We start from the raw sequence: 20,320 nt of genomic DNA, 5'->3' as shown, positions 1-20,320 counted from the left end.
GTCTCTAGGGGATCATCTCCTGGCGGGACCTAGCCGGTCGCCCGCGCCGCGGCGGCCTCGCCGCCGAACAGCAGCCTGTAGAGTTCCGGCTCGTAGTAGCGCAGCAGGGTCTTGGCGAAATCGCCGGGCTCCAGGCCCAGCGCCTCGGCCCAGGCGCCCTGCGTCTCGATGGGAAGCCGGCCCAACCCGCTCTCCACCTGCGAGACGAAGGTGTAGTAGCGCAGGCCCACCTTCTCGGCCAGTTCCGCCTGCGTGAGGCCGGCCTCTTCGCGGGCCGTCTTCAGCCATCGACCGGCCTGCTGGCGCAGGACCTTGATGTGGGCGGCCTTGGCAGGATCGGTCGCGGGTCTCGGCATCAGGGCGCTCCGGTGGCTCCGAAATGCGCTTGCGAACGCTTCCGGAGCCTAATAATACAGTTTTTACACAACAAATAACTACGCGACGCATAGCCGCTCGTTCCGAGCTATCACGCCAAGCTGTTTCAGGGAAGCAATGAAGCGACTGTTTGTGTCCGCGGCCGTCCTGCCGCTGGTCTTCACCGCGCAGGCGCGCGCCGAGACCAAGATCTCCGCGGCGACGACCGCGCCCGTGAGCACGTCCACGGTCGCGAGCGGCGCGCCCGACGACATCAACATCGAGACCGCGGGCTCGATCGCCCCCACCGCTTCGGGCGCGGCCGTGACGATCGACTCGCCGAACGCCGTGGCGGTGAACGGCACGATCAGCTTCAACGGCGTGAACAACGCCACCGGGGTCCAGATCAACGACGGCGTCACGACCACCGTCACCAACGCGGGCAGCATCAACCTGCTCGAGGACTATACCGCCACGGACACCGACTCGGACGGCGATATCGACGGGCCGTTCGCGCAAGGGACGGGCCGCTACGGCATCCGCGCGCAGGGGACGCAGGGCGTGACCGGCACGCTCACCAACACCGGGTCCATCGGCGTCGAGGGCAACGACTCGGCAGGCATCTCGCTGGAGACGCGGCTGGACGGCACGCTGATCCACCGTGGCGGCGTGTCGGTGCTGGGCGACCGGGGCGTGGGCATCCGGGCGGATTCGATCTCGGGCGACGCGCTGATCCAGGGCGCGGTCGCGGTGCAGGGCGAGGGTTCGGTCGCGGTGCAGTTGGGGCCGGTGGACGGCGCCGTGGTGCTGCAGGGCGCGATCACCTCGACGGGCTATCGCTCGGCCGACCGGCTGACCGACGCGGTGCGGGCCAAGCTGGACGCCGACGACCTGTTGCAGGGCGGCGGGGCGGTGAAGATCACCGGCAGCGTCGGCAAGGGCGTGCTGCTGGATCGGCCGCCGACGGACACCTCCACCGACGACACCGACGAGGACCAGGACGGGATCGCCGACAGCGCCGAGGGCACGGCCTCCGTCTCCTCGTTCGGCGCGGCGCCGGCGATCGACATCGGCGGGACCGGCGCCATCACCCTGGGCGCCGTCGGCGTGGAGGGCGACGCCTACGGCTTCGTCAACCGCGGCGTCGTCACCGGCAACGGCGTCAACGACGGCGTCACCGGCACGGCGCTGCGCATCGGCCAGACGGACGGCGGTTCGGTCACGCTGGTCGGCGGCATCCACAACCAGGGCGGCGCGACCATCGTCGGTCGGTCGTACTCGGCGCAGTCGACGGCGATCCTGCTGAACTCGAACGCCATCGTGCCCGCGCTGGTGAACGCCGGCACGATCGGCGCCGAGCAGAACGGCGGCCTGCACGATGCCCGCGGCGTCGTCGACCTCTCGGGCACGCTGGCCCAGATCGACAACTCCGGGACCATCAAGTCGGTGGTGACGCCGGCGACCGGCGTGGCCCAGACCGGCAAGGCCATCGCCATCGACGTCTCGGCCAACACCTCGGGCGTGCTCGTGCGGCAGTTCAAGGTGAACTCGGGCGACACGCCGAACATCGGCGGCGACATCCTGTTCGGCTCGGGCGCCGACCGGCTGGAGCTGTCGGCCGGGACCTACGCGGGCACGCTGGACTTCGGCGCGGGCGCGGACTCGCTGCTGATCGACGGTGGCGCGACGGCGACGGCGATCATCCAGGACGCCGACGGCACGCTCGCCGTCGAGGTGCGCGACGGGCGCCTCGCGGTCTCGAACACCGGCACGGTCAGCCTCTCGACGCTGGACATCGGCGCGACCGGCGTGCTGGCGGTGAACATCGACCCCGCCCAGACCGGCAGCCGGTTCAACGTGTCGGGCGCGGCGACGCTGGCCACGGGCGCCCAGGTCGACGTGACGCTGACGTCCATCTCGCGCGGGCAGCGGGCGTTCCAGATCCTGCAGGCCGGCACGCTCTCCGTGGGCGAGACCACCGCGACGCTGGTGGGCTCGCCCTACCTCTTCCAGGCGAACCTGCGGGCCGACACGGCCAACGGCGCCCTCTTCGTCGACGTGCGGCCGAAGACGGCCGGCGAACTCGGCCTCAACCGCTCCGGTTCCCAGGCCTATGCGGCGATCTTCGAGTCGCTGGACAAGGACGAGGCCATCGAACAGGCGTTCCTGGGCCAGAAGACCGAGGCGGGCTTCGACGCCCTCTACGACCAGATGCTGCCCGACCACTCGGGCGGGGTGCTGATGTCGGCGGCGGCGGTCTCGGCGGCGGTCTCGCAGGCCGTGGCCATGCCGATGGGCATCGACAAGGACTCCGCGACCGGGACCTGGGCGCAGGAGATCGTCTTCAACATCCGCCGCGACCGCCAGGACGCACAGGGCTTCAAGAGCCAGGGCTTCGGCTTCGCCGCCGGCGCCGACATGCAGGGCATCAACAACGCCCTGGGCGCCAACGTCAGCTTCGTGACCACCGACGTGCGCGACCGCGGCGCGGCGGCCGGCGAGGACATCTCGATGAACCTCTTCGGCGCGGGGCTCTACTGGCGCTTCGACGGCGGGCCGCTGCAGGCGGCGGTGCGCGGCGGCCTGGGCTACGCCATGTTCAACGGCGACCGGCGGCTGGTCAGCCAGACGCTGAACCTGCGCGCCAAGGCCGACTGGAACGCCTGGATGGCCGACGCCTACGCCGGCGTGTCGTACGAGTTCAGCGCCGGCGGCTTCTACGCCCGGCCCGAGCTTTCGGCGGCCTATCTGCGCCTGGCCGAGGGCGGCTACACCGAGAAGGGCGGCGGCGCGGGCTTCAACCTGACCGTCGACAAGCGCACCGGCGACCTGCTCACCGGCGAGGCCCTGCTGGCGATCGGCTGGAAGATGGGCGACGAGGCCTTCTTCGCCCCGGAGGTGAAGCTGGGCTACCGCGCCAAGCTCGCCGGCGGGCCGCCGAAGACCACGGCCCATTTCGACGGCGGCGCCGACTTCACGCTGGACCCCGAGGACGTGTTCCAGGGCGGCTACGTGGTCCGGGCGGGCTTCCGCGGGGGCGCGTCGCGGGTGCTCTATTCCGTGAACGGCGGCGCCACGATCGACGGCGACTACCAGGAGTACGACGTCCGCGCCGGGGTCCGCTTCCAGTTCTAGACTCGCCCGCGGCCCGCTTTTTGCCTAGAACGCCGCGCAATCTGGGGTCCGGTCCCAGATGGATGCGGCCGCAATGGGCGGCGCGGTGGGAGGTCTTCCTTGGCCGACGGCGAGATGAGCGCGCGCGGTAGGCGCCGGGCGGCGGAGGCCGGGATCGTGGCCGTCGCCGGCCTGTCGGCGTTCGCCGTGGCCCATGCCTCGCTGCTGGTCCCCGAGACGGCGCGCCCGATCTCGGCGCCCATGGCCGCCGTCGCCAAGGCCGCGCCCGTGACGGCGCCCCCCGAGGACGACGTGCTGATCGCCTTCGAGGAACCGGTGCCGGGCCATGCGGTGGTCTCGCCCTTCGGCCTGCGGCAACTGCCCTGGGAGGGCAACGGCCGCCTGCACGAGGGCGTGGACATCTCGGCGGACGCCGGCGTGCCCGTCATCGCGGCGGCCGACGGCGTCGTCGTCGCGGCCGGGACCAAGGGCGGCTACGGCCGCTACGTGGCCGTGCGCCACGCCGAGGCGCTGACCACCTTCTACGCGCACCTGGGCGGCATCCGCGACGGCCTGAAGCCGGGGATGGCGATCAAGGCCGGCGACACCCTGGGCAGGATCGGCTCCACCGGCACGTCCACGGGCCCGCACCTGCACTTCGAGATCCGCGACGCACAGGACAGGCCGCTCAACCCGGCGATGTTCCTGGGCAAGGCGTTCGACGAGGCCGGCGACCTGCCGCTCGACAAGGCCAAGCGCTACTCCGGCCGCGTGCGCATGGCCTACGTCTCCTTCATCCCCGAGAGCAAGCGGGCGCTGATGGACGCCAGGAACGCCCCGCCGGTGCGGGTCTTCAAGCGCGCCACGACCGATGCGCAGGACGAAGCCGCCGCGACCCGCAACCTGGAAGGCAGCCTCGCCAGGGAGGCGCAGCGCCAGGAGAAGATGGACGGGCTGAAGGGCCTCTCGATCGGCCCCGACGGCCGCCCCCGCGCCCAGCTTTCGATGTAGCGAAGGCGGCCCCGGCTCCCATATCCTTGAAGGGACGAGGAGCCATTCCGATGAAGTACAAGCAACTGGGCCGCACGGGCCTCTACGTGTCCGAGATCTGCCTCGGGACCATGACCTTCGGCGGCAATACCGACGCCGGCATCTGGAAGGCGATCGGGTCGCTGCCGCAGGCCGACGTCGACGCCATCATCCGGCGCTCGCTCGACAGCGGCGTGAACTTCTTCGACACGGCCGACGTCTACTCGTTCGGCGCGTCCGAGCAGCGGCTGGGGCAGTCGCTGAAGAACCTCGGCGTGAAGCGCAGCGACGTGGTGCTGGCCACCAAGGTGTTCGGCCAGATGGGCCCCGGCCCGAACGACCGCGGCGCCTCGCGCGGGCACATCATGGACTCGGTCGCGGGCTCGCTGGAGCGGCTGCAGACCGACCACATCGACCTCTACCAGATCCATGGGAACGACAGCGTCACGCCCATCGACGAGACTCTGCGCGCGCTGGACGACCTCGTGCGCCAGGGGATGGTCCGCTACGTGGGCGTCTCCAACTGGGCGGCGTGGAAGATCGCCAAGGCGCTGGGGCTCTCCGAGGCGAAGACCTACGCGCGGTTCGAGACGCTGCAGGCCTACTACACCATCGCCGGGCGCGACCTGGAGCGCGAGCTGGTCCCGATGCTGACGAGCGAGCAACTGGGCCTGATGGTCTGGTCGCCGCTGGCCGGCGGCCTGCTCTCCGGCAAGTTCGGCCCGGGCTCGAACAATCCCGAGGACGCGCGGCGCACCAACTTCGACTTCCCCCCGGTGGAGAAGGACCGGGCGTGGGCCTGCGTCGAGGTGATGCGCGAGATCGGCCAGGCGCATGGCGTGTCCGTGGCCCGGGTGGCGCTGGCCTGGCTGCTGCACAAGCCGCACGTGATGAGCGTGATCATCGGCGCCAAGACGGTCGAGCAGCTCGACGACAACCTGGCCGCCGTGGACCTGACCCTCACCGCCGACGAGATGAAGCGGCTGGACGAGGTGAGCGAGTTGCCGGCCGAGTATCCGGGCTGGATGTTCGGGCGGCAGGGCGCGGGCCGCGTGCCGGCGCCGTTCAAGACGCCGGCATGAGCCTTCCGAAAGGCGCCCATCGCGGCGAGCGGGTCGACATCGGCGGGCGCAGCCTGCGGGTGGTGCGGGCCGGACCGGCCACGAGCGCGGCGCCGCTGATCGTGTGCGAGCACGGGGCGTTCGGCTGCGCGGCCGACTGGACGGTGGTGCAGGAGCGGCTGGCGGCGAAGGGGCTGCGCAGCCTCGCCTACGACCGCGCGGGCCTGGGCTACTCCGACCCCGGGCCGGAGCCCAGGGATGGCCGGGCGATCAACGACGACCTCGAGGCGCTGCTCGACCGGCTGGGCGAGACGGGGCCGATCGTGCTGGCGGGGCATTCCATGGGCGGGCTGATGGTGCGGCTCTTCGCGCTGGAGCGCGACCGGCGGCCGGTCGTGGGCCTCGTGCTGGTGGACGCCGTGACGCCGTCGGTGCTGTCGCTGCCGGGCGGGGCGCAGGCGGTCGAGGGCTTCGGGCGGCTCCTGCAGGCGGTGAGCCACGGGGCGCGGTTCGGCCTGATGGTCCCGGTGTCGCTGGTCAGCGCCAACCTGATCGGCCTGCCCGCCGAGGCGGCGTCGGAGAAGCGCCGCGTCCACGGCGCGGCCCCGCACGCCCGGGGTGCCTCGGCGGAGGTGCGGCAGTGGCCGGCGACGTCGAGGATGGCGGGCGCGGTGGAGCTGTCGGCCGATCTCCCCGTGGCGGTGGTCACGGCCGACGGCAAGCTGCCGCCGCCGATCCGCGAGGCGCAATACGCCCCGGCGAAGGCCTCGAAGCACGGCTTCGTGGAGCATGTCACGGGCTCGACCCACGCCAACGTCCTGGGCCCGCGCCACGCCGACGCCATCGTGCGCGGCCTGGAGCACGTGTTGGCGGCGGCCGTCTAGAGCGGCTCTCCCTCCACCAGTCCCATCGCCGCGCGGAAGCGGTCGCCGACGAGCGGGACGATCGTCGCGGCGTCGGCGCGCTCCACAAACGGGTCTCCCCTGCGGGCCGGTCGCACGACCAGGCCGGGCGCTTGCGCCGTGATCGCGAAGCGGCCGTCCCAGACCACCTCGCGCCCGGCCGGCAACTCCATGGGCTGCAGGCCGCCACGGGCCGCCTCGCCCGGCTCGCGCGTGATGCGGATGCGCGCGCCGTCGGCTTCGATGCGCGCGCCGGCCAGGGTGGAGATGAACCGCTCGGTCCCGAGGGCTGCGTCGGCCGCGCGGGCGACCCGCGATCCGGCGGGCAGGCGCTCGCCGCCGCCCGCGCAGACGCAGGCCGTGGCGACGAGACGGCGCACCTCCGTGGACGGCGCCCGTCGCAGCGCGGGGCGGTCGAAGACCAGTTCGCCGCCGGTGGCGACCCCCTCCAGCGGGAGCCCGCGATCAGGTGGCGGTTCGATTGGCGCGGGGACTGACGTGGCCGCGCGGGCGCGGCTGCGGGCGTAGCGGAGGTCGGTGTTGGCGGGATCGTCGATCCAGGTCTCGCCGCGGGCCGACAACCACGTGCGAAGGTCGGCGCGGCCGGCGGCGAGCAGCGGGCGCAGCAGGAAGACGCCGCGGCCCTGCGGCCACACTGGCGACGGCGACCACTCGCGAGGGTCCGGCGTCGTGGAGCCCGCCGCGCGCATCGCCGCCGCCTCGGCCAGGTCGCCCGCGGTGTGGCCCATCAGGATCACATGCGCGCCGGCCTCGCGGGCCGCGTCCGCCAGCAGCGCATGGCGCGCGCGCCGCGCGGCGGCGGGCAGGCCGGTGGCCGGCTTGTCGCCCTCCCATGCCAGCGCGCGGAAGGGCCGGCCCAGGCGCGCGGCCAGGGTGGCGCAGCGGTCCGTCCAGGCTGCGCTCTCCGCCTGGAGCCGGTGGTCCACGGTGAGGATCAGGAGGTGGCGCCCGTGCTCGCGCGCCCAGGCGTCGGCCATCAGGGTCAGCGCCAGCGAGTCTCCGCCGCCCGACAGCGCCACGGCGATCGGCCGCGGACTGTCGCGCAGGAGGCGGCGGTCGAGGATCGACCCCACACCCCACCGCTCATCCCGGCGAATGCCGGGACCCGGATCGAAGGTCGCGGAGGCAGGTTGGAGGGCCATCCGGGAGTCTTAGCCCAGGTCGGCGATTTTCCATCCGGGTCCCGGCCTTCGCCGGGGATGAGCCGGCAAATCTCCTGCGCGCCCCAGGCGCCGTCATTTTGGAAACCACGGAGGACACGAAGATCACGAAGGCGCCGCGGATGAGCTGAGTGCAGCGCGCTTCTCGGACCCTTCGTGGTCTCGTGGTCTTGGTGGTTGAAAATAGCGCGCCTGCGGCGCCGACAGGTTCTATTCGCCTCTCGGGACCCTAGGCCGCGCACTTGGCCTGGGTGCGGAGGGTGGCGGCGCGGCTCGCGACCGCGGCGGGCGCTTTCGGGTAGCGGCGGCCCAGCTCGCCGAGCGTCTGGCAGGCGTCGGCGGGCTTCTTCAGGGCCACCAGCGAGCGGGAGAGCTCGACGACGGCGTCGGGCGCCCAGGTGGTCTGCGGCCACCCGCGGATCGCGCTGATGTAGGCCCGCGCCGCGTCCGAGTGGGCGCCGCGGACGCTGAGCGTCTTGCCCCACCAGTAGCTGGCCTCGTTGGCGCGGGGCGCGTCCGGATAGTTGGCGACATAGGCCGAGAACGCGGCCTCGGCGCCGTCGTAGTCGCCGGCCAGCATGAGCTGTCGCGCGGCGGTGAAGTCCTTGGTGGGGTCGCCGGCGGGCGCGGCGGCGGCGGCGACGTCCGGCGGGGGCGCGAAGCCGGCGGCGATCCTGCCCTCTGCGGCCGTCAGCCGCTCGGTCAGGGCGGCCAGGTCGCGCTTGAGCTGGGCGTTCTCGCGCTTCGACTGGTCGAGCTCGCGGGTGACGCTTTCGAAGGCGCTGTTCACGCCGCGCAGCGTGCTTTCGAGGTCGCCGAGCTTCTCGTTCATCTCGGCGATGCGGGCGTCGGTGTCGGCGGGCTGCACGACCACGGGCTTGCCCGTGTCGCGCAACTGGAAGACGATCGAGCGCAGCTCGCGCAGCACCTTTTCCATGCGGTCGAGCCGCTTGGCGTCGCGGGCGTCGAGTGGGTCGGGGACCGGCAGCGGCGTCTGCGAGACGGCCGGTCCGGCCGCCACGAGGACGGCCAGCACGGCGGTGGTGAGGAACGCTCGACCGTTGCGCATCGGGCCTAGCGGGCGCCCGAGACGATGGCGGTGTGGCCGTTGCGGTTCCGGGCCCAGGCGTCCTCGCCGCTGCCGGCGTCGAGCGGCTGTTCCTTGCCGAACGAGATCGTCGCGATCCGGGCGGACTCGATGCCGCGGCCGACCAGGTAGTCCCGCACCGCATTGGCGCGGCGGGCGCCGAGGGCGAGGTTGTACTCGCGGGTGCCGCGCTCGTCGGCGTTGCCTTCGATGCGGACGTTGACCGCCGGGTACTGGCGCAGCCACGCCGACTGGGCGTCCAGGATCGGCTGGGCGTCGGCGCGCACGTCGTGGCTGTCGGTGTCGAAGTACACCCGGTCGCCGACGTTGACGATGAAGTCCTGGGCCGAGCCGGGCAGCGCGCCGACCGGGGCTTGCGACACCGGGCCCTGGGTGGGCGGCATCTGGGTCTGCGGCGCCTGCGTCTGCGGCGGCGCCTGGGTGACCGGGAAGGCCGGCTTGTCCTTCTTGGCGCACGCCGCCAGGGACGCGGCGGCCACGCCCACCAGAGCAAGCCGTACGATCGTGCGGCCGTTCAAGCTACGAACCATCTGCGTCTCCTAGGGTTGCGAATCACTATCTGGGTCTATCGGGCTGGATTGAGGCGAAGACTAGTTAAGCAAAGGCGACCAGGCCGGATCCGATCCGGCGCCAGGGTAAGGCATCGGCTGAAGGATTCGCCCCGTGACGTCCACGCTCCACAACTTGGGCGGACCGCCCGGGGTTTCGCGCGAGAACATCAGGACGCGGCCGTTGGGCGCCCACGTCGGCCCCTCGTCCAGGTAGCTGGTGGTCAAGAGCCGCTCGTCCGAGCCGTCCGGACGCATCACCCCGATGTGGAATTCGCCACCGGTCTGCTTCGTGAAGGCGATGAATTCGCCGGTCGGGCTCCAGACCGGCGTGGTGTACGAACCGCCGCCGCCCGAGATGCGCCGCGCGCCGCCGCCGTCGGCGCCCATCACGTAGATTTGCGCCGAGCCGGCGCGGTCCGAGGTGAAGGCGATGCGCGCGCCGTCGGGCGAGAAGCTGCCCGAGACGTCGATGCCGGGGTCGGTCGTCAGGCGCCGCGAGCTGCGGCTGGCGAGGTCCATCAGGTAGAGGTCGGTGTTGCCGCCGCGCTCGACCGAGAACACCACCTTGGCGCCGTCGGGCGAGAACCGGGGCGCGAACACCATACCCTGGAAGGCGCCGAGGCTTTCGCGACGGCCGCTCTGCAGGTTGTAGAGGTAGACCGTGGCGCTGTCGGGCCTGAGCGCCATGTAGGTGATCTCCTGGCTGGTGGGCGAGAAGCGGGGCGTCATGACGATCGAGTCGCCGCTGGTCAGGTAGCTGGGGTTGGCGCCGTCCTGGTCCATGATCGCCAGGCGCTTGATCGTCTTCCCCCGCGCCCCGCTCTCCGCCACGAACACCACGCGCGTGTCGAAATAGCCCTTCTCGCCGGTGAGCCGCTCGTAGACGGCGTCGGAGATCTTGTGCGCCACGCGCCGCCAGTTCTCCGGGCTGGAGGTGAACTGCTGGCCGATCATCTGGCGTTCGTACTGCACGTCCCAGAGGCGCAGGTCGACGCGGAGCTGGTTGCCTTCCACGCGGACCATGCCGCTGACCAGCGCCTGGGCGTTGATCTGCTTCCAGTCGGCGAAGCGCGGCTGCACGGCGGGCGTCAGGTCCTTCTCGATGAAGCTGGCCGGATCGAGCGGGCGGAAGAGGCCCGAGCGCTGCAGGTTGGCGGCCACCACCTGGGCGATGTCGGCGCCCACCTGGCCGCCGCCGAAGGCCGGCACCGCGATGGGCAGCGGCTGGACGTCGCCGCGGGTGACCGAGACGCCGACCCCCTCCTGCGCCTGGGCGGGCAACCCGCCGACGAGCGCCCCGAGGGCCAGCGCCAGCGCGGCGATGAAAGCGTTGATCCGCATGCCCTTAAGCTCCTGGTGTGCCGCAGTAGTCGCGGGCGGAAAAGTCGGCGTAGAAGCGCTGGCCCCAGTTCTCGCGCGGCTCCTTCACGAAGGGCTGCGAGCGGAGCACCGCCTGGCGCGCGCGGAACTCCGCGGCGTCCCTCTGGGCCTCGTTGGCGCCGCCGCGCGACTCCACCGTGACGTCGCCCACGAGGCGGCCGCCGGCGCCGATGGTGAAGTGGGTGCGCACCACCACGTCGCGCGTGGAGGCGAGGCTGCAGTCGATGCTCCAGTTGCGCTCCAGCTCGTCCTGCATGCTGGAGGACACCGCCGCGCCGGAGGTCGCCCCGAAGCCGTTGGTGGCGCGGGCGACCGGCGCGGTCGTGGGGCGTGTCGCGCCCTTCGGCGCCGATGACGGGCGCTGCGGCGCGTTGCGGGCCGGCGGGGTCAGGCTGGCGGAGAGGGCGTCCAGGTCCAAGCTCTTCTGGACCGGCCGGGTCTTCGGGGCCGGCGTGGGCGCCGGCGCCTTCTCAACGGGCTTGGCGGCCTTGGGCGTCGGTGTCGGCGCCGGAGCGGGCGTCGGGGGCGGTGGCGGCGGCGCGGGCTCGGGCGGGGCCTCGGCGACCGGCGCCTCGGTCTGCGCTTCCTGTTCGACGGGCGCCTGCTCGGCGGGGCGGGGCTCGGACGGCGCGTTGGCGACGATGGTCACCGGCACGACCGACCCGGCCGTGACGTTGCGGTTTCCCCACTGGATCATGAAGGCTGCGGCCACGGCGACGTGCAGCACCAGCGACCCGACGGCCGCCGGGTTCATCTCGAACCGCCGGGCGCGCGCGCTCGTCATTCGGCGACCTTGTCCTTGTCGCCTCCGGAAGACGGGCCGCCGGTGTCGGTGATCAGGTTGATCGCGGTGAAGCCGGAGGTGGAGAGCGAGGCCATCACCTGGGCCACGACGGCGTAGCTCGCCTTGCCGTCGGCGCGCACGTAGATCGGCCGCGTGCGGTCGGACGCCATCTCCTTCAGCCGCGGCGAGAGGTTCGCGAACGGGACCTCGCCGTCGCCGACGTAGAGCCGGCCGTCCGCGCGGATCGAGATGGTGATCGGGTCGGGCACGTCCTGCATGGCGCCCGCCTCGGTCTTCGGCAGCTCGACGGGCACGCCCGCCGTCAGCAGCGGGGCCGAGATCATGAAGATGATCAGCAGCACCAGCATCACGTCCACCAGCGGGGTGACGTTGATCTCGCTGAGCGCGCCGCGGCGGCCGCGGCCATAGCGCCGGCGTCGCGAGCCGCCCCCCGCGGCGAAGGCGTCGTTGGTCGAGAGCGCCACCGGTCAGCTCCGCTCGGCGAGGCGGCGCTGGATGGCGGTGGAGAGGTCGTCGGCGAAGCCCTCCAGCCGCGCGGCGTACTTCCCGGCCGAAGATGAGAACGCGTTATAAAAAATATAAGCCGGGATGGCGGCGACCAGGCCGATGGCGGTGGCGAAGAGGGCTTCGGCGATGGAGGGGGCGACGATCGCGAGGGAGGTGTTCTTCTGGATGGCGATGGCCTGGAAGGACTGCATGATGCCCCAGACGGTGCCGAAGAGGCCGACGAAGGGGGAGGCGGTGGCGACGATGGCCAGGGCGCCCAGGCCGTTCTCCACGCGGGCGTTCTCGCGGGCGATGGTGGCGTCCAGGTGGCGGTCGATGCGCTGGATCAGGAAGGCGGTCTGGCCCTCGGTGGCCTGGCCCTTGGCGCGGGCGTCGCGCCATTCCTTCAGGGCGCCCTGGAGCATGCGCGGGAGCGCGTGCGTGGGCCGCTCGCCGGCGTCCTGGGCGACCTCCTCGAGGCTGCGGCCCGAGGCGACGGAGTCCTCGAACCGGTCGGCCTCGCGGTTCAGGGCCGTGAAGCGGAACAGCTTGTCGATGATGATGGTCCACGACCACAGCGAGGCGACGCCCAGGCCGATCATCACCAGCTTCACCACCCAGTCGGCGTTCCTGAAGATCGTCACAAGGTCGAAGCTCTGGGGCGTGACGGCGTCCATCTTGTCTCCTGAAGGCGTGTCGGGGCGGTGTTGCTAGGGTTCGGTGGCGATCTTATGGCGCAAAGTACGGGCGTAGCTTTTCGACCATGTCGGGCGGCGGGCGGCGGGCGCGGCCGCGCAGGTCGATGCAGACGGCCTGCAGCTTCGCCTCGGCGATCAGGTCGTCGCCGCGCACGATCCGCTGGCTGACCAGCAGGCGGGCGCCCTGGACGGCGTCGTAGCGGGTGCGGACCAGGAGCGCGTCGTCGACGCGGGCGGCCTTCCTGTAGTCGACCTCGACGCGGACCAGGGTGAAGGCGGTGGGCTCGGCGAGCGCCAGGAGCTCGGTGTGGCTGATCCCGGCGAGGCGGAAGAAGTCGCTCCGCCCGCGCTCGAAATAGCGCAGGTAGTTGGCGTGGTAGACCATGCCGGTGAAGTCGGTGTCCTCGTAGTAGATGCGCACCGGCAGCACGTGCTCGCGGCCGTCCAGCCAGCCGGAGGACGGCTGCGTATCGAGGGGCGCGCTCATTCGAACAGGTCCCCGGACGTGGCCGGCGGCGGGGTGGTCCTGGGCGCGGCGAGGCCCAGGTGGTCGTAGGCCTTGGCGCAGGCCATGCGGCCGCGGGGGGTGCGCTGGATGAAGCCCTGTTGCAGGAGGAAGGGCTCGATGACGTCCTCGACGGCGTCGCGGGCCTCGGCGATCGCATAGGCCAGCGTCTCCACGCCCGCGGGGCCGCCGGCGTAGTTCTCGATGAGGGCGCGCAGGTAGCGGCGGTCGAGCGCGTCGAGGCCGTGCTCGTCCACGTCGAGGCGGGCGAGCGCGCTGGCGGCGTGGCGGCGGTCGATGACCTCGGCGCCGTCGGCGGCGGCGAAGTCGCGGACCCGGCGCAGCAGGCGGCCGGCGACGCGCGGGGTGCCGCGGGCGCGGGTGGCGATCTCGCGGGCGCCGTCCGGGGCGAGGTTGGTCCCCATCTTGGCGGCGGCGCCGAGCAGGACCTTCTCCAGCTCGTCGTGGGTGTAGAACTCCAGCCGGATTGGGATGCCGAAACGGTCCCGGAGCGGCGTGGCCAGCAGGCCCGCGCGGGTCGTGGCGGCGACGAGGGTGAAGGGCGCGAGGTCGATGCGGATGGAGCGGGCCGAGGGGCCCTCGCCGATGACCAGGTCCAGCACGTGGTCCTCCATCGCCGGGTAGAGGATCTCCTCCACGTTGGCGGCGAGGCGGTGGATCTCGTCGATGAAGAGGACGTCGCGCGGTTCGAGGTTGGTGAGGATGGCGGCGAGGTCGCCGGCCTTGGCCAGCACCGGGCCGGAGGTGGCGCGGAAGTTCACGCCCAGCTCGCGGGCGACGATCTGGGCGAGCGTGGTCTTGCCGAGGCCGGGCGGGCCGAACAGCAGGACGTGGTCCAGGGCCTCGGCGCGGTTCTTCGCGGCCTCGATGAAGATGCTGAGGTTGGCCTTGGCCTGCTGCTGGCCCACGAACTCGGCGAGCGTCTGCGGCCTGAGCGCCTTGTCCGCCGGTTCGAACGCCTGCGGCTCGCCGGAGACGATGCGGGTCATGGAACGACCCTCGCGCGGCGCACGGCCGCAGCGCCCCCTCCACCGCTTCGCGGTCCCCCTCCCCCATGAATGGGGGAGGTACTGGAAAACGCGAACCTCCCCTGCGCAGCGGGGGAGGGGGACCACGAAGTGGTGGAGGGGGCGCTGCCACGGCACGACGTCACCGGCCCAGCTCCTGGAGGGCGGCCTTGATGAGGGCGGGGGGTTCGGCGTCCTCGCCGAGGCGGACGGCGGCGGCTTCGACGACGCGGCGGGCCTGGGGCTCGGCGACGCCCAGGCCGAGGAGGGCGGCGACGGCCTCGCCGGAGGCGCTGGGCCTGCCGGGCGCGACGGGCGCGATCTGGGCGTGGAAGCCGGCGCCCGCGCCGTCGCCCAGCGGCTTGCCCTTGAGCTCGGTGACGATGCGCAGCGCCAGCTTCGGCCCCACCCCGTTGGCGCGGGCGACGGCGGCCTTGTCCTCGCGGACGACGGCGGACGCCAGCTCGGCCGGCGGCAGGACGTCGAGGACGGCCAGCGCCGCCTTCGGGCCCACGCCCTGGATCGCGCGCAACTGCACGAAGGCGCCCCGCTCGGCCCGGTCGAGGAAGCCGTAGAGGGTGAGGCCGGTCTGCTCGCCCCAGGCGCTCTCGACGTGCAGCAGGGTCTCGGCCCCGATCTCGGGCAGGCGGCCCAGCGTGCGGCTGCCGCAGCGCACGACGTAGCCCACGCCCATGACGTCGATCAGGGCGTCCTCCTCGCCGACTTCGGCCACGGCGCCGCGCAGGCGGCCGATCATGTGCGAATCACCGGGAACATGTGCGGTCCAGAGGTACCGCAGCCGGGACTCCGGGGGAACGATGGCGAACTTATGCCGCCAGTCATTGGCGGCGCCTCTCCCTTGCGGGAGAAGAGCCTGCCCCGGACCTGATCCGGGGTGGCGCGCGCAGTGTGCCGGATGAGGTGGCGCGAGCCTTTCAGCTTCGAGGGCGCGTCAGCGCCGCTTGGATTCAACCACGGAAAACGCAGAAAACACGGAAGGCGGCGGACCCCGCAGAGCCCCTTCCGTGTCCTTCCGTGTTTTCTGTGGTCCATCTCAAGGGCGCCTGCGGCGCGCAGGATGCTCGCCCGCTCAGCACGACCCCTGTCCGTCCGCCTGCGGCGGTTTCAGGCGTGGCCCTGGCCTTCGAGTTCGGCGAGCCAGCGGAAGATCAGCGGGGCGGCGGGGAGCATCACGTTGTCGTGGTCGTAGTCGCCGACCTTCACGGCGAAGGCGGGGCCGCCGCGTTCCTGCATCTCGGCGGCCGTCTGCAGGGCTTCGGCGGGGACCACGTCGCGGTCGGCGCCGCCGTAGTAGAGGCGGATCGGCGCCTTCGGGGTGAAATGGCTCGTCTCGTTGTCGGCGAGCGCGTCGAGCAGCCAGTTGGCCGTGTTGTTGTCGAAGGCGGCGAGGAAGTCCGGGTTGAACATCTGGCGCGGGCGGCGCGGCAGGCCGGCCATCACCTCCTCGGGCTTGCGGGGCGTGTCGAACACCTCGCGCACCTGGGCGGCGGCGGCGGGCGTCAGCACGCTCTCCAGCGGCCGGCCATAGCGGGCGCAGTATCCGCGTACGAGGTAGGCCAGGTAGACCGGGTGGTTCGGCGAGCCGCCGGCCAGGGCCACGGGGAAGCTGACCGTCCGCAGGTTCTGGGCGCCCGAGACCGAGGCGCTGGCGCGCACGCGCTCGCCCCGGGCCTCCAGCGCGGCATGGGCGGCGAGGCTGGCCGTGCCGCCCTGCGAGAAGCCGGCCAGGAAGGGCGGCGTCTTCGGCACGCCCGCGACCTGGCGGGCGGCGGCGAGGAGGTCGGTGACCGCGCGGGCGGTGTCGTCGGCGACGAGGTAGGGGTGGGTGAGCGGGGAGTCGCCGAGGCCGATGTAGTCGGGGGCGATGGCGGCGCGGCCGGTTCCGGCGAACACCAGGGCGGCGGAAAGGCCGTCGACGGAGAGGCGCGACGGGACGGCCGTGCGGGTGGTCGTCGTGCCGTGCTGCCAGCTCACCAGGCTCGCGGCCGGGGCGCGGGGCAGGGCCAGCAGGCCGGAGAGCCGGATCGCCCGCCCGGCGCTGTCGGTGGACGGATAGAGGATGCGCCAGGCGTCCACCGTGTGGCGCGGCGCGACGCCGCCGATGCCGGCGAGCCCCAGCAGCGCCCGGGCTTCCAGGGCCGTCCAGGTCCGCAGGTGGTCGAGCCGCACGCCCGAGGGCGCGGCCGGCGGCGGCGGCGCGCAGGCCCCGAGCGGCAGGGCCGCGGCGGCGGCGAGAACGGCGCGGCGATGCATGATCGTCCCCAGGCTCCGACGACGGCCAGGCCGCCCGACGCGCATCTTGCCCCAAGCCCCGGCGGCCTCAAGGGGCGGGGGCCATCGCATAGGGATGCGGGCGGCTCGTCCGCCCGGGTCATGACATGAACCGCGGAGATCGCGGAGATGCGCAGAGCGCGGCCGCAGCGCCCCCTCCACCCTTCGGGTCTCCCCCATGAATGGGGGAGGTACTGGAAAACGCGAACCTCCCCTGCGAAGCGGGGGAGGGGGACCGCGAAGCGGTGGAGGGGGCGCTGCGGTCGCGCATCTCCGCGATCTCCGCAGGTCATCGGGTGGACAAGTCTCAACTTATACGATTTTTATTCTCGCGATGGTGCGCGCGATAGTTGATCGTCCGCATTTCGGCCTCGGCCTGTACGGAACGATCGCGGACCGTCGGCAGGCTTCGAGGGCGAGCGTGTCGATGGAGTAGGCGTTGCTCGAGTCCATCTGTTCGCGCCTGGCGGCGCGCCGCGACAGCCCGTTCTTCCGGCAGACGTCCGCGCGGGCGCCCGTGAAGCGCTATCTCATCGCCACGACCGGGCGCACGGGCAGCACCCTGCTCTGCTCGCGCATCGCCGAGTACGGCGACCTGGGCTTTCCGAACGAGTTCCTGAACGAGAGCTATATCTCGGAATTCGAGCGCCTGTTCCCCAACCCGAGCCTCGACGACTTCGAGCGCTATGTCTCGTCCTGCTTCGCGTCCCGCGACGGGGTGTTCGGGCTGAAGACGGACTGGTGGCGGTTCCGGCTGGCCCGCGAGGCCGAGCTGCTGCGCGCCTTCTACGAGCCGCTGGACCTGATCGTATGGCTCCGGCGCGAGGACTTCGTCGCCCAGGCGGTGTCGCTGGCGCTCGCCCAGGCGACGCAGGTCTGGCACGTGCGCGGAGACGGAGACGGAGACGACGACCTGGCGGCGCGGCACGCCGAGACGCCGTTCGACGCGCGCGCGATCATCGAGCAGGCCCGCAACATCCTGAACCAGGAATACTACTGGCGGCTCTACTTCGAGAGCTGCGACACGCCGCGCGTCGAGCTGACCTACGAGGATCTCGCCCGCAACGTGGACGACGGCGTGCAGGCCATCGCCGACGCCTTCGACCTGTCGTTCGCGCCCCGGCGCAACTCGCCGGACGTGCGCAAGGCCCGCTCGGGCGTCGCCGAGGCGTGGAGCGCGCGCTTCGAGGACGAGTGCGCCGACTTCGTCGCGTTCTGGCGCGAGTACCGCGGCCTGGTCTCCGCGAGCGGCTGAGGCCGCGCGGCGCCGGGGCTCAAGGACCGGGTGGGACGGCGACCTTACCTCCCCCGCGCAGCGGCGGGAGGGGGACCGCTCGCCGAGGCGAAGCCGGAGAGCGAGTGGTGGAGGGGGCAAGCCTCAGGCTCTGCGGAACGACTTGGCGGCTTCACGGTCGTCGAGGCGGCTCGCCCCCTCCACCATCCGCTCTACAGCCGGCTCGCGCCGGCCTCGGCGGACGGTCCCCCTCCCGCCGCTGCGCGGGGGAGGTGAGGTCTTTGGGCTCGGGAGAGGAGACTCGCGCGTCCTGCGTCGTGGAACCGGGGCCGCAGTTGCTATTCGCCGGACCTGGCCGAGGCGGTCTGCGACCGGCTGCTGTTCGGGGCGCCGCTCTACAAGGTCTGCCGCGAGCCGGGGATGCCGTCGGTGGGCACGGTCTACGCCTGGCTGCGGACGCGGCCGGAGTTCCTGGCGCGCTATCGGGCGGTCAAGGCGGCCTCGTTCATGGTGGTGATGGACGCGGCGATGGAGGGCGCGGCCGAGCACGAGAGCGACGTGGCCTATATGCGCGAGCTCGCGCGGGCGGAGCGGGCGGGCCTGGCCCGCTGCGGCAAGCTCGCGCCGCGGACCTACGGCGAGGCGATCTACGGGCCGCTGGACAGCCCCTGGAGTCCGGACCCGATCGCAGACGCGGGAAAGTAACGTCCCGCGGCAAGCCCCTAGAGCGGGTTGCGATCTGATGGAATCAGATCGCCGCTCTAGGTTTTTGTTTTGTCGCGCGTTTATTCCGAAAACCGGTTCCCACTTTTCGGAACGCCCTCTAGGCCACGCGGCGCGCGGCGCGCGGTGCGGGCGTGGGCGTGGGCGATGGCGACGGCCAGGGCGTCGGCGGCGTCGGCGGCGGTCCGGCCGGCGCTGGGCAGGAGGCGGGCGATCATCCAGCCGACCTGGGCCTTGTCGGCCGAGCCGGTGCCGACGACGGCCTTCTTGACCACGGTGGCGGCGTATTCGGCGACCGGCAGGCCGGCGCGGGCCGGGACCACCAGGGCCATGGCGCGGGCGTGGCCCAGCTTCAGCGCCGAGGCGGCGTTGTTGTTCATGAAGGTCTCCTCGACGGCGGCCTCGTCGGGGGCGTGGGCGGCGATCAGCGCCTCGATCTCCACGAAGAGCACGTGCAGGCGCTCGGCGAACGGCAGGGCGGCGTCGGGCGCGATGACGCCGTGGGCGACGTGGCTGAGGCGCGCGCCCTGGCACGCGATCACGCCCCAGCCGGTGCGGCGCAGGCCCGGGTCGAGGCCGAGGATGCGGATGGGGCGAATCGGCGCGTTCATCGTCTGTTCCGAACCTGCCCCATCCGAGCGCAGAAAGCTTGCGGAAACCTTGCGCGGGGGCGGCTGCGCCTCATGCGTGTGGAATTCCCCTCTCGGGTGTTTGAGTCCGGGCAATGCGCCGCAGGCGTCAGATTATCGACATATCGCTAATTATCGATGCGATCAGGGGCCGGGGGAGCGGTGTCGGCGTTCCGGGTGCAAGGGCAAGACGCAGCATGAGAGCTGCGACGAAGGGCGTCTTCGAGACGATGGCGCAGGTCGGCGGCGGCGATGCGGGCGCGCTGGCGGTCGGGTTGCGCCACGGCGTGACCTCGGTGGGCCTGCGCGCGCTGGCCGCCAAGACCCTGCACGTGGCCGCCGCCGCGCCGGAGCGCATGGCCGACATCTACGACAACGCCGCGGCCGGCTGGCTCTCGGGCCCGATCTTCCCGCCCCGCCTGAAATCCGACGATCCCCTGCCGATCTCGCCCGGCTTCTGGCGCCTGTTCTGGGACCTGGCGAGCCTGCCCACGACGACGCCCCATGCGGTGATCGCCGAGCGGACCCTGCAACTGGCCGGAGAGCTCGACCCGGGGATCAACCCCCGGATGGCGGCGACGGCGCTCGAATGCCGCGGCGTCGCGGAGGCCGCGGCGGGCGGCCTGCCGCGGCCCCTCGACGTGGCGTCGCTGTCCCAGCGGCGTCCGGCCTCGCTGGGCTTCCTGCTCAGCCAGGAGCTGTCGCACGCCGGCGGCCTGGCCGATCCCTTCGGGCCGCCGCTGATCGCGCTCCTGCGGCACATGCCGGCGCCGCTGAACTCCATCAACATCCGGGTGATCCAGACGTTGCCCCTGCTGGGCCTGGTGGCCGGATACGGGCGCGCCGGCCTCGACCGCGCGGCGCTGGGCGGCTTCCTGATGGCCCAGGTCGCGCACCACTACTCGGCGCTCTCCACCGCGGTGACGCTGGGCGCGATGAGCGTGCGCCGGCCGCCCAGCCTGGAGCTCACGCTCGACAGCATCTTCAAGGGCTGGGCGCACGGCCGCACCACGCCGCCGCTGATCGGCGCGCCCTGGAACGACCTCATGGACCTGCGCCTCGACGACGTGCGCGCGGCGCTGGGCGTGACCGCGTTCGACTCGCCCTACGCCGCCGCCCGGCGGGCCCTGGACGCCAAGGCGACGAGGCACTGATGAGAGCCGTTCGCAGATGCACGCGAGGCGCGGGTCGTTCTCCTTTCAGGCGTGTCGCTCAGGGGGGCCGGCGGCCGGGCCTATAG

At 72.3% G+C, this 20,320-nt stretch carries 20 protein-coding genes; 7 read left to right on the top strand and 13 right to left on the bottom strand.

The genetic code is table 11. The features are described 5' to 3' along the window. Positions 1-29: 29 nt before the first annotated feature. Positions 30-356, bottom strand: coding sequence for a helix-turn-helix transcriptional regulator (locus KF737_RS13950; RefSeq protein WP_296455771.1), 327 nt, complete (start codon positions 354-356; stop codon positions 30-32). A gap of 136 nt (positions 357-492) precedes the next feature. Between KF737_RS13950 and KF737_RS13945 the strand changes: the two genes are divergently transcribed. The 4 genes from KF737_RS13945 to KF737_RS13930 all read left to right on the top strand — a co-directional run bounded on the left by KF737_RS13945 (position 493) and on the right by KF737_RS13930 (position 6,442). Then, positions 493-3,489, top strand: a complete 2,997-nt coding sequence (locus tag KF737_RS13945; protein ID WP_296455770.1) for an autotransporter domain-containing protein — start codon at positions 493-495, stop codon at positions 3,487-3,489. 99 nt (positions 3,490-3,588) lie between these two features. Continuing rightward, the gene (locus KF737_RS13940) at positions 3,589-4,479 is read left to right on the top strand and encodes a M23 family metallopeptidase (protein WP_296455767.1); all 891 of its coding nucleotides are present in this window, start codon (positions 3,589-3,591) and stop codon (positions 4,477-4,479) included. 50 nt (positions 4,480-4,529) lie between these two features. Continuing rightward, positions 4,530-5,579 (top strand): aldo/keto reductase, encoded by a 1,050-nt coding sequence (locus tag KF737_RS13935; protein WP_296455763.1) that lies wholly within the window; start codon positions 4,530-4,532, stop codon positions 5,577-5,579. Then, on the top strand, positions 5,576-6,442 hold the full coding sequence (locus KF737_RS13930; RefSeq protein ID WP_296455760.1) for an alpha/beta fold hydrolase: 867 nt from the start codon (positions 5,576-5,578) through the stop codon (positions 6,440-6,442). The genes KF737_RS13935 and KF737_RS13930 overlap by 4 nt, the downstream gene beginning before the upstream one ends. On the opposite strand, the gene tilS is transcribed toward KF737_RS13930, so the two are convergent. From tilS to KF737_RS13875, 11 genes are all read right to left on the bottom strand, one after another. Then, on the bottom strand, positions 6,439-7,578 hold the full coding sequence (gene tilS, locus KF737_RS13925) for a tRNA lysidine(34) synthetase TilS (protein WP_367273236.1): 1,140 nt from the start codon (positions 7,576-7,578) through the stop codon (positions 6,439-6,441). The two genes, KF737_RS13930 and tilS, sit on opposite strands and share 4 nt — an antisense overlap. A gap of 292 nt (positions 7,579-7,870) precedes the next feature. Further along, positions 7,871-8,710, bottom strand: coding sequence for a tol-pal system protein YbgF (gene ybgF / locus KF737_RS13920; protein ID WP_296455754.1), 840 nt, complete (start codon positions 8,708-8,710; stop codon positions 7,871-7,873). A gap of 5 nt (positions 8,711-8,715) precedes the next feature. After that, a complete protein-coding gene (gene pal, locus KF737_RS13915; protein WP_296455751.1) occupies positions 8,716-9,279 on the bottom strand; it encodes a peptidoglycan-associated lipoprotein Pal in 564 nt (187 codons plus the stop codon). Between the two features lie 60 nt (positions 9,280-9,339). Continuing rightward, complete coding sequence (gene tolB, locus KF737_RS13910; RefSeq protein ID WP_296455748.1) at positions 9,340-10,641, bottom strand: Tol-Pal system beta propeller repeat protein TolB; 1,302 nt, start codon at positions 10,639-10,641, stop codon at positions 9,340-9,342. 4 nt (positions 10,642-10,645) lie between these two features. Next, the gene (locus KF737_RS13905; RefSeq protein ID WP_296455745.1) at positions 10,646-11,464 is read right to left on the bottom strand and encodes an energy transducer TonB; all 819 of its coding nucleotides are present in this window, start codon (positions 11,462-11,464) and stop codon (positions 10,646-10,648) included. Beyond that, the gene (locus tag KF737_RS13900) at positions 11,461-11,949 is read right to left on the bottom strand and encodes a biopolymer transporter ExbD (protein ID WP_296455734.1); all 489 of its coding nucleotides are present in this window, start codon (positions 11,947-11,949) and stop codon (positions 11,461-11,463) included. The genes KF737_RS13905 and KF737_RS13900 overlap by 4 nt, the downstream gene beginning before the upstream one ends. Positions 11,950-11,952: 3 nt before the next feature. Next, a complete protein-coding gene (gene tolQ, locus KF737_RS13895) occupies positions 11,953-12,648 on the bottom strand; it encodes a protein TolQ (RefSeq protein ID WP_296455731.1) in 696 nt (231 codons plus the stop codon). A gap of 52 nt (positions 12,649-12,700) precedes the next feature. After that, a complete protein-coding gene (locus KF737_RS13890; RefSeq protein ID WP_296455727.1) occupies positions 12,701-13,156 on the bottom strand; it encodes a YbgC/FadM family acyl-CoA thioesterase in 456 nt (151 codons plus the stop codon). Beyond that, entirely contained in the window at positions 13,153-14,184 is a 1,032-nt protein-coding gene (gene ruvB / locus KF737_RS13885; protein ID WP_296455725.1) for a Holliday junction branch migration DNA helicase RuvB, read from the bottom strand. The genes KF737_RS13890 and ruvB overlap by 4 nt, the downstream gene beginning before the upstream one ends. A 160-nt stretch (positions 14,185-14,344) precedes the next feature. Beyond that, complete coding sequence (gene ruvA / locus KF737_RS13880; protein ID WP_296455721.1) at positions 14,345-14,959, bottom strand: Holliday junction branch migration protein RuvA; 615 nt, start codon at positions 14,957-14,959, stop codon at positions 14,345-14,347. Between the two features lie 368 nt (positions 14,960-15,327). Further along, positions 15,328-16,476 (bottom strand): hypothetical protein, encoded by a 1,149-nt coding sequence (locus tag KF737_RS13875; protein WP_296455719.1) that lies wholly within the window; start codon positions 16,474-16,476, stop codon positions 15,328-15,330. A 457-nt stretch (positions 16,477-16,933) separates the two neighbouring features. On the opposite strand from KF737_RS13875, the gene KF737_RS13870 reads away from it, so the two are divergent. Continuing rightward, positions 16,934-17,749 carry a Stf0 family sulfotransferase gene (locus KF737_RS13870; RefSeq protein ID WP_296455717.1) on the top strand — a complete coding sequence of 272 codons (816 nt, stop codon included), beginning with the start codon at positions 16,934-16,936 and terminating at the stop codon, positions 17,747-17,749. 330 nt (positions 17,750-18,079) lie between these two features. Further along, complete coding sequence (locus KF737_RS13865; RefSeq protein ID WP_367273235.1) at positions 18,080-18,433, top strand: hypothetical protein; 354 nt, start codon at positions 18,080-18,082, stop codon at positions 18,431-18,433. Between the two features lie 80 nt (positions 18,434-18,513). Here KF737_RS13865 and ruvC read toward each other — a convergent pair whose 3' ends face one another. Next, positions 18,514-19,062, bottom strand: coding sequence for a crossover junction endodeoxyribonuclease RuvC (gene ruvC, locus KF737_RS13860; protein ID WP_296455711.1), 549 nt, complete (start codon positions 19,060-19,062; stop codon positions 18,514-18,516). A 215-nt stretch (positions 19,063-19,277) separates the two neighbouring features. Here ruvC and KF737_RS13855 point away from each other — a divergent pair, with 215 nt between their 5' ends. Further along, the gene (locus KF737_RS13855) at positions 19,278-20,234 is read left to right on the top strand and encodes a hypothetical protein (RefSeq protein ID WP_296455708.1); all 957 of its coding nucleotides are present in this window, start codon (positions 19,278-19,280) and stop codon (positions 20,232-20,234) included. Positions 20,235-20,320: the final 86 nt, after the last annotated feature.

This window comes from Phenylobacterium sp., from assembly GCF_019636135.1.
GTDB lineage: Bacteria > Pseudomonadota > Alphaproteobacteria > Caulobacterales > Caulobacteraceae > Phenylobacterium.
Note: the sequence above shows the minus strand (reverse complement) of the source record. Positions and strands in the feature narration are given on the sequence as shown.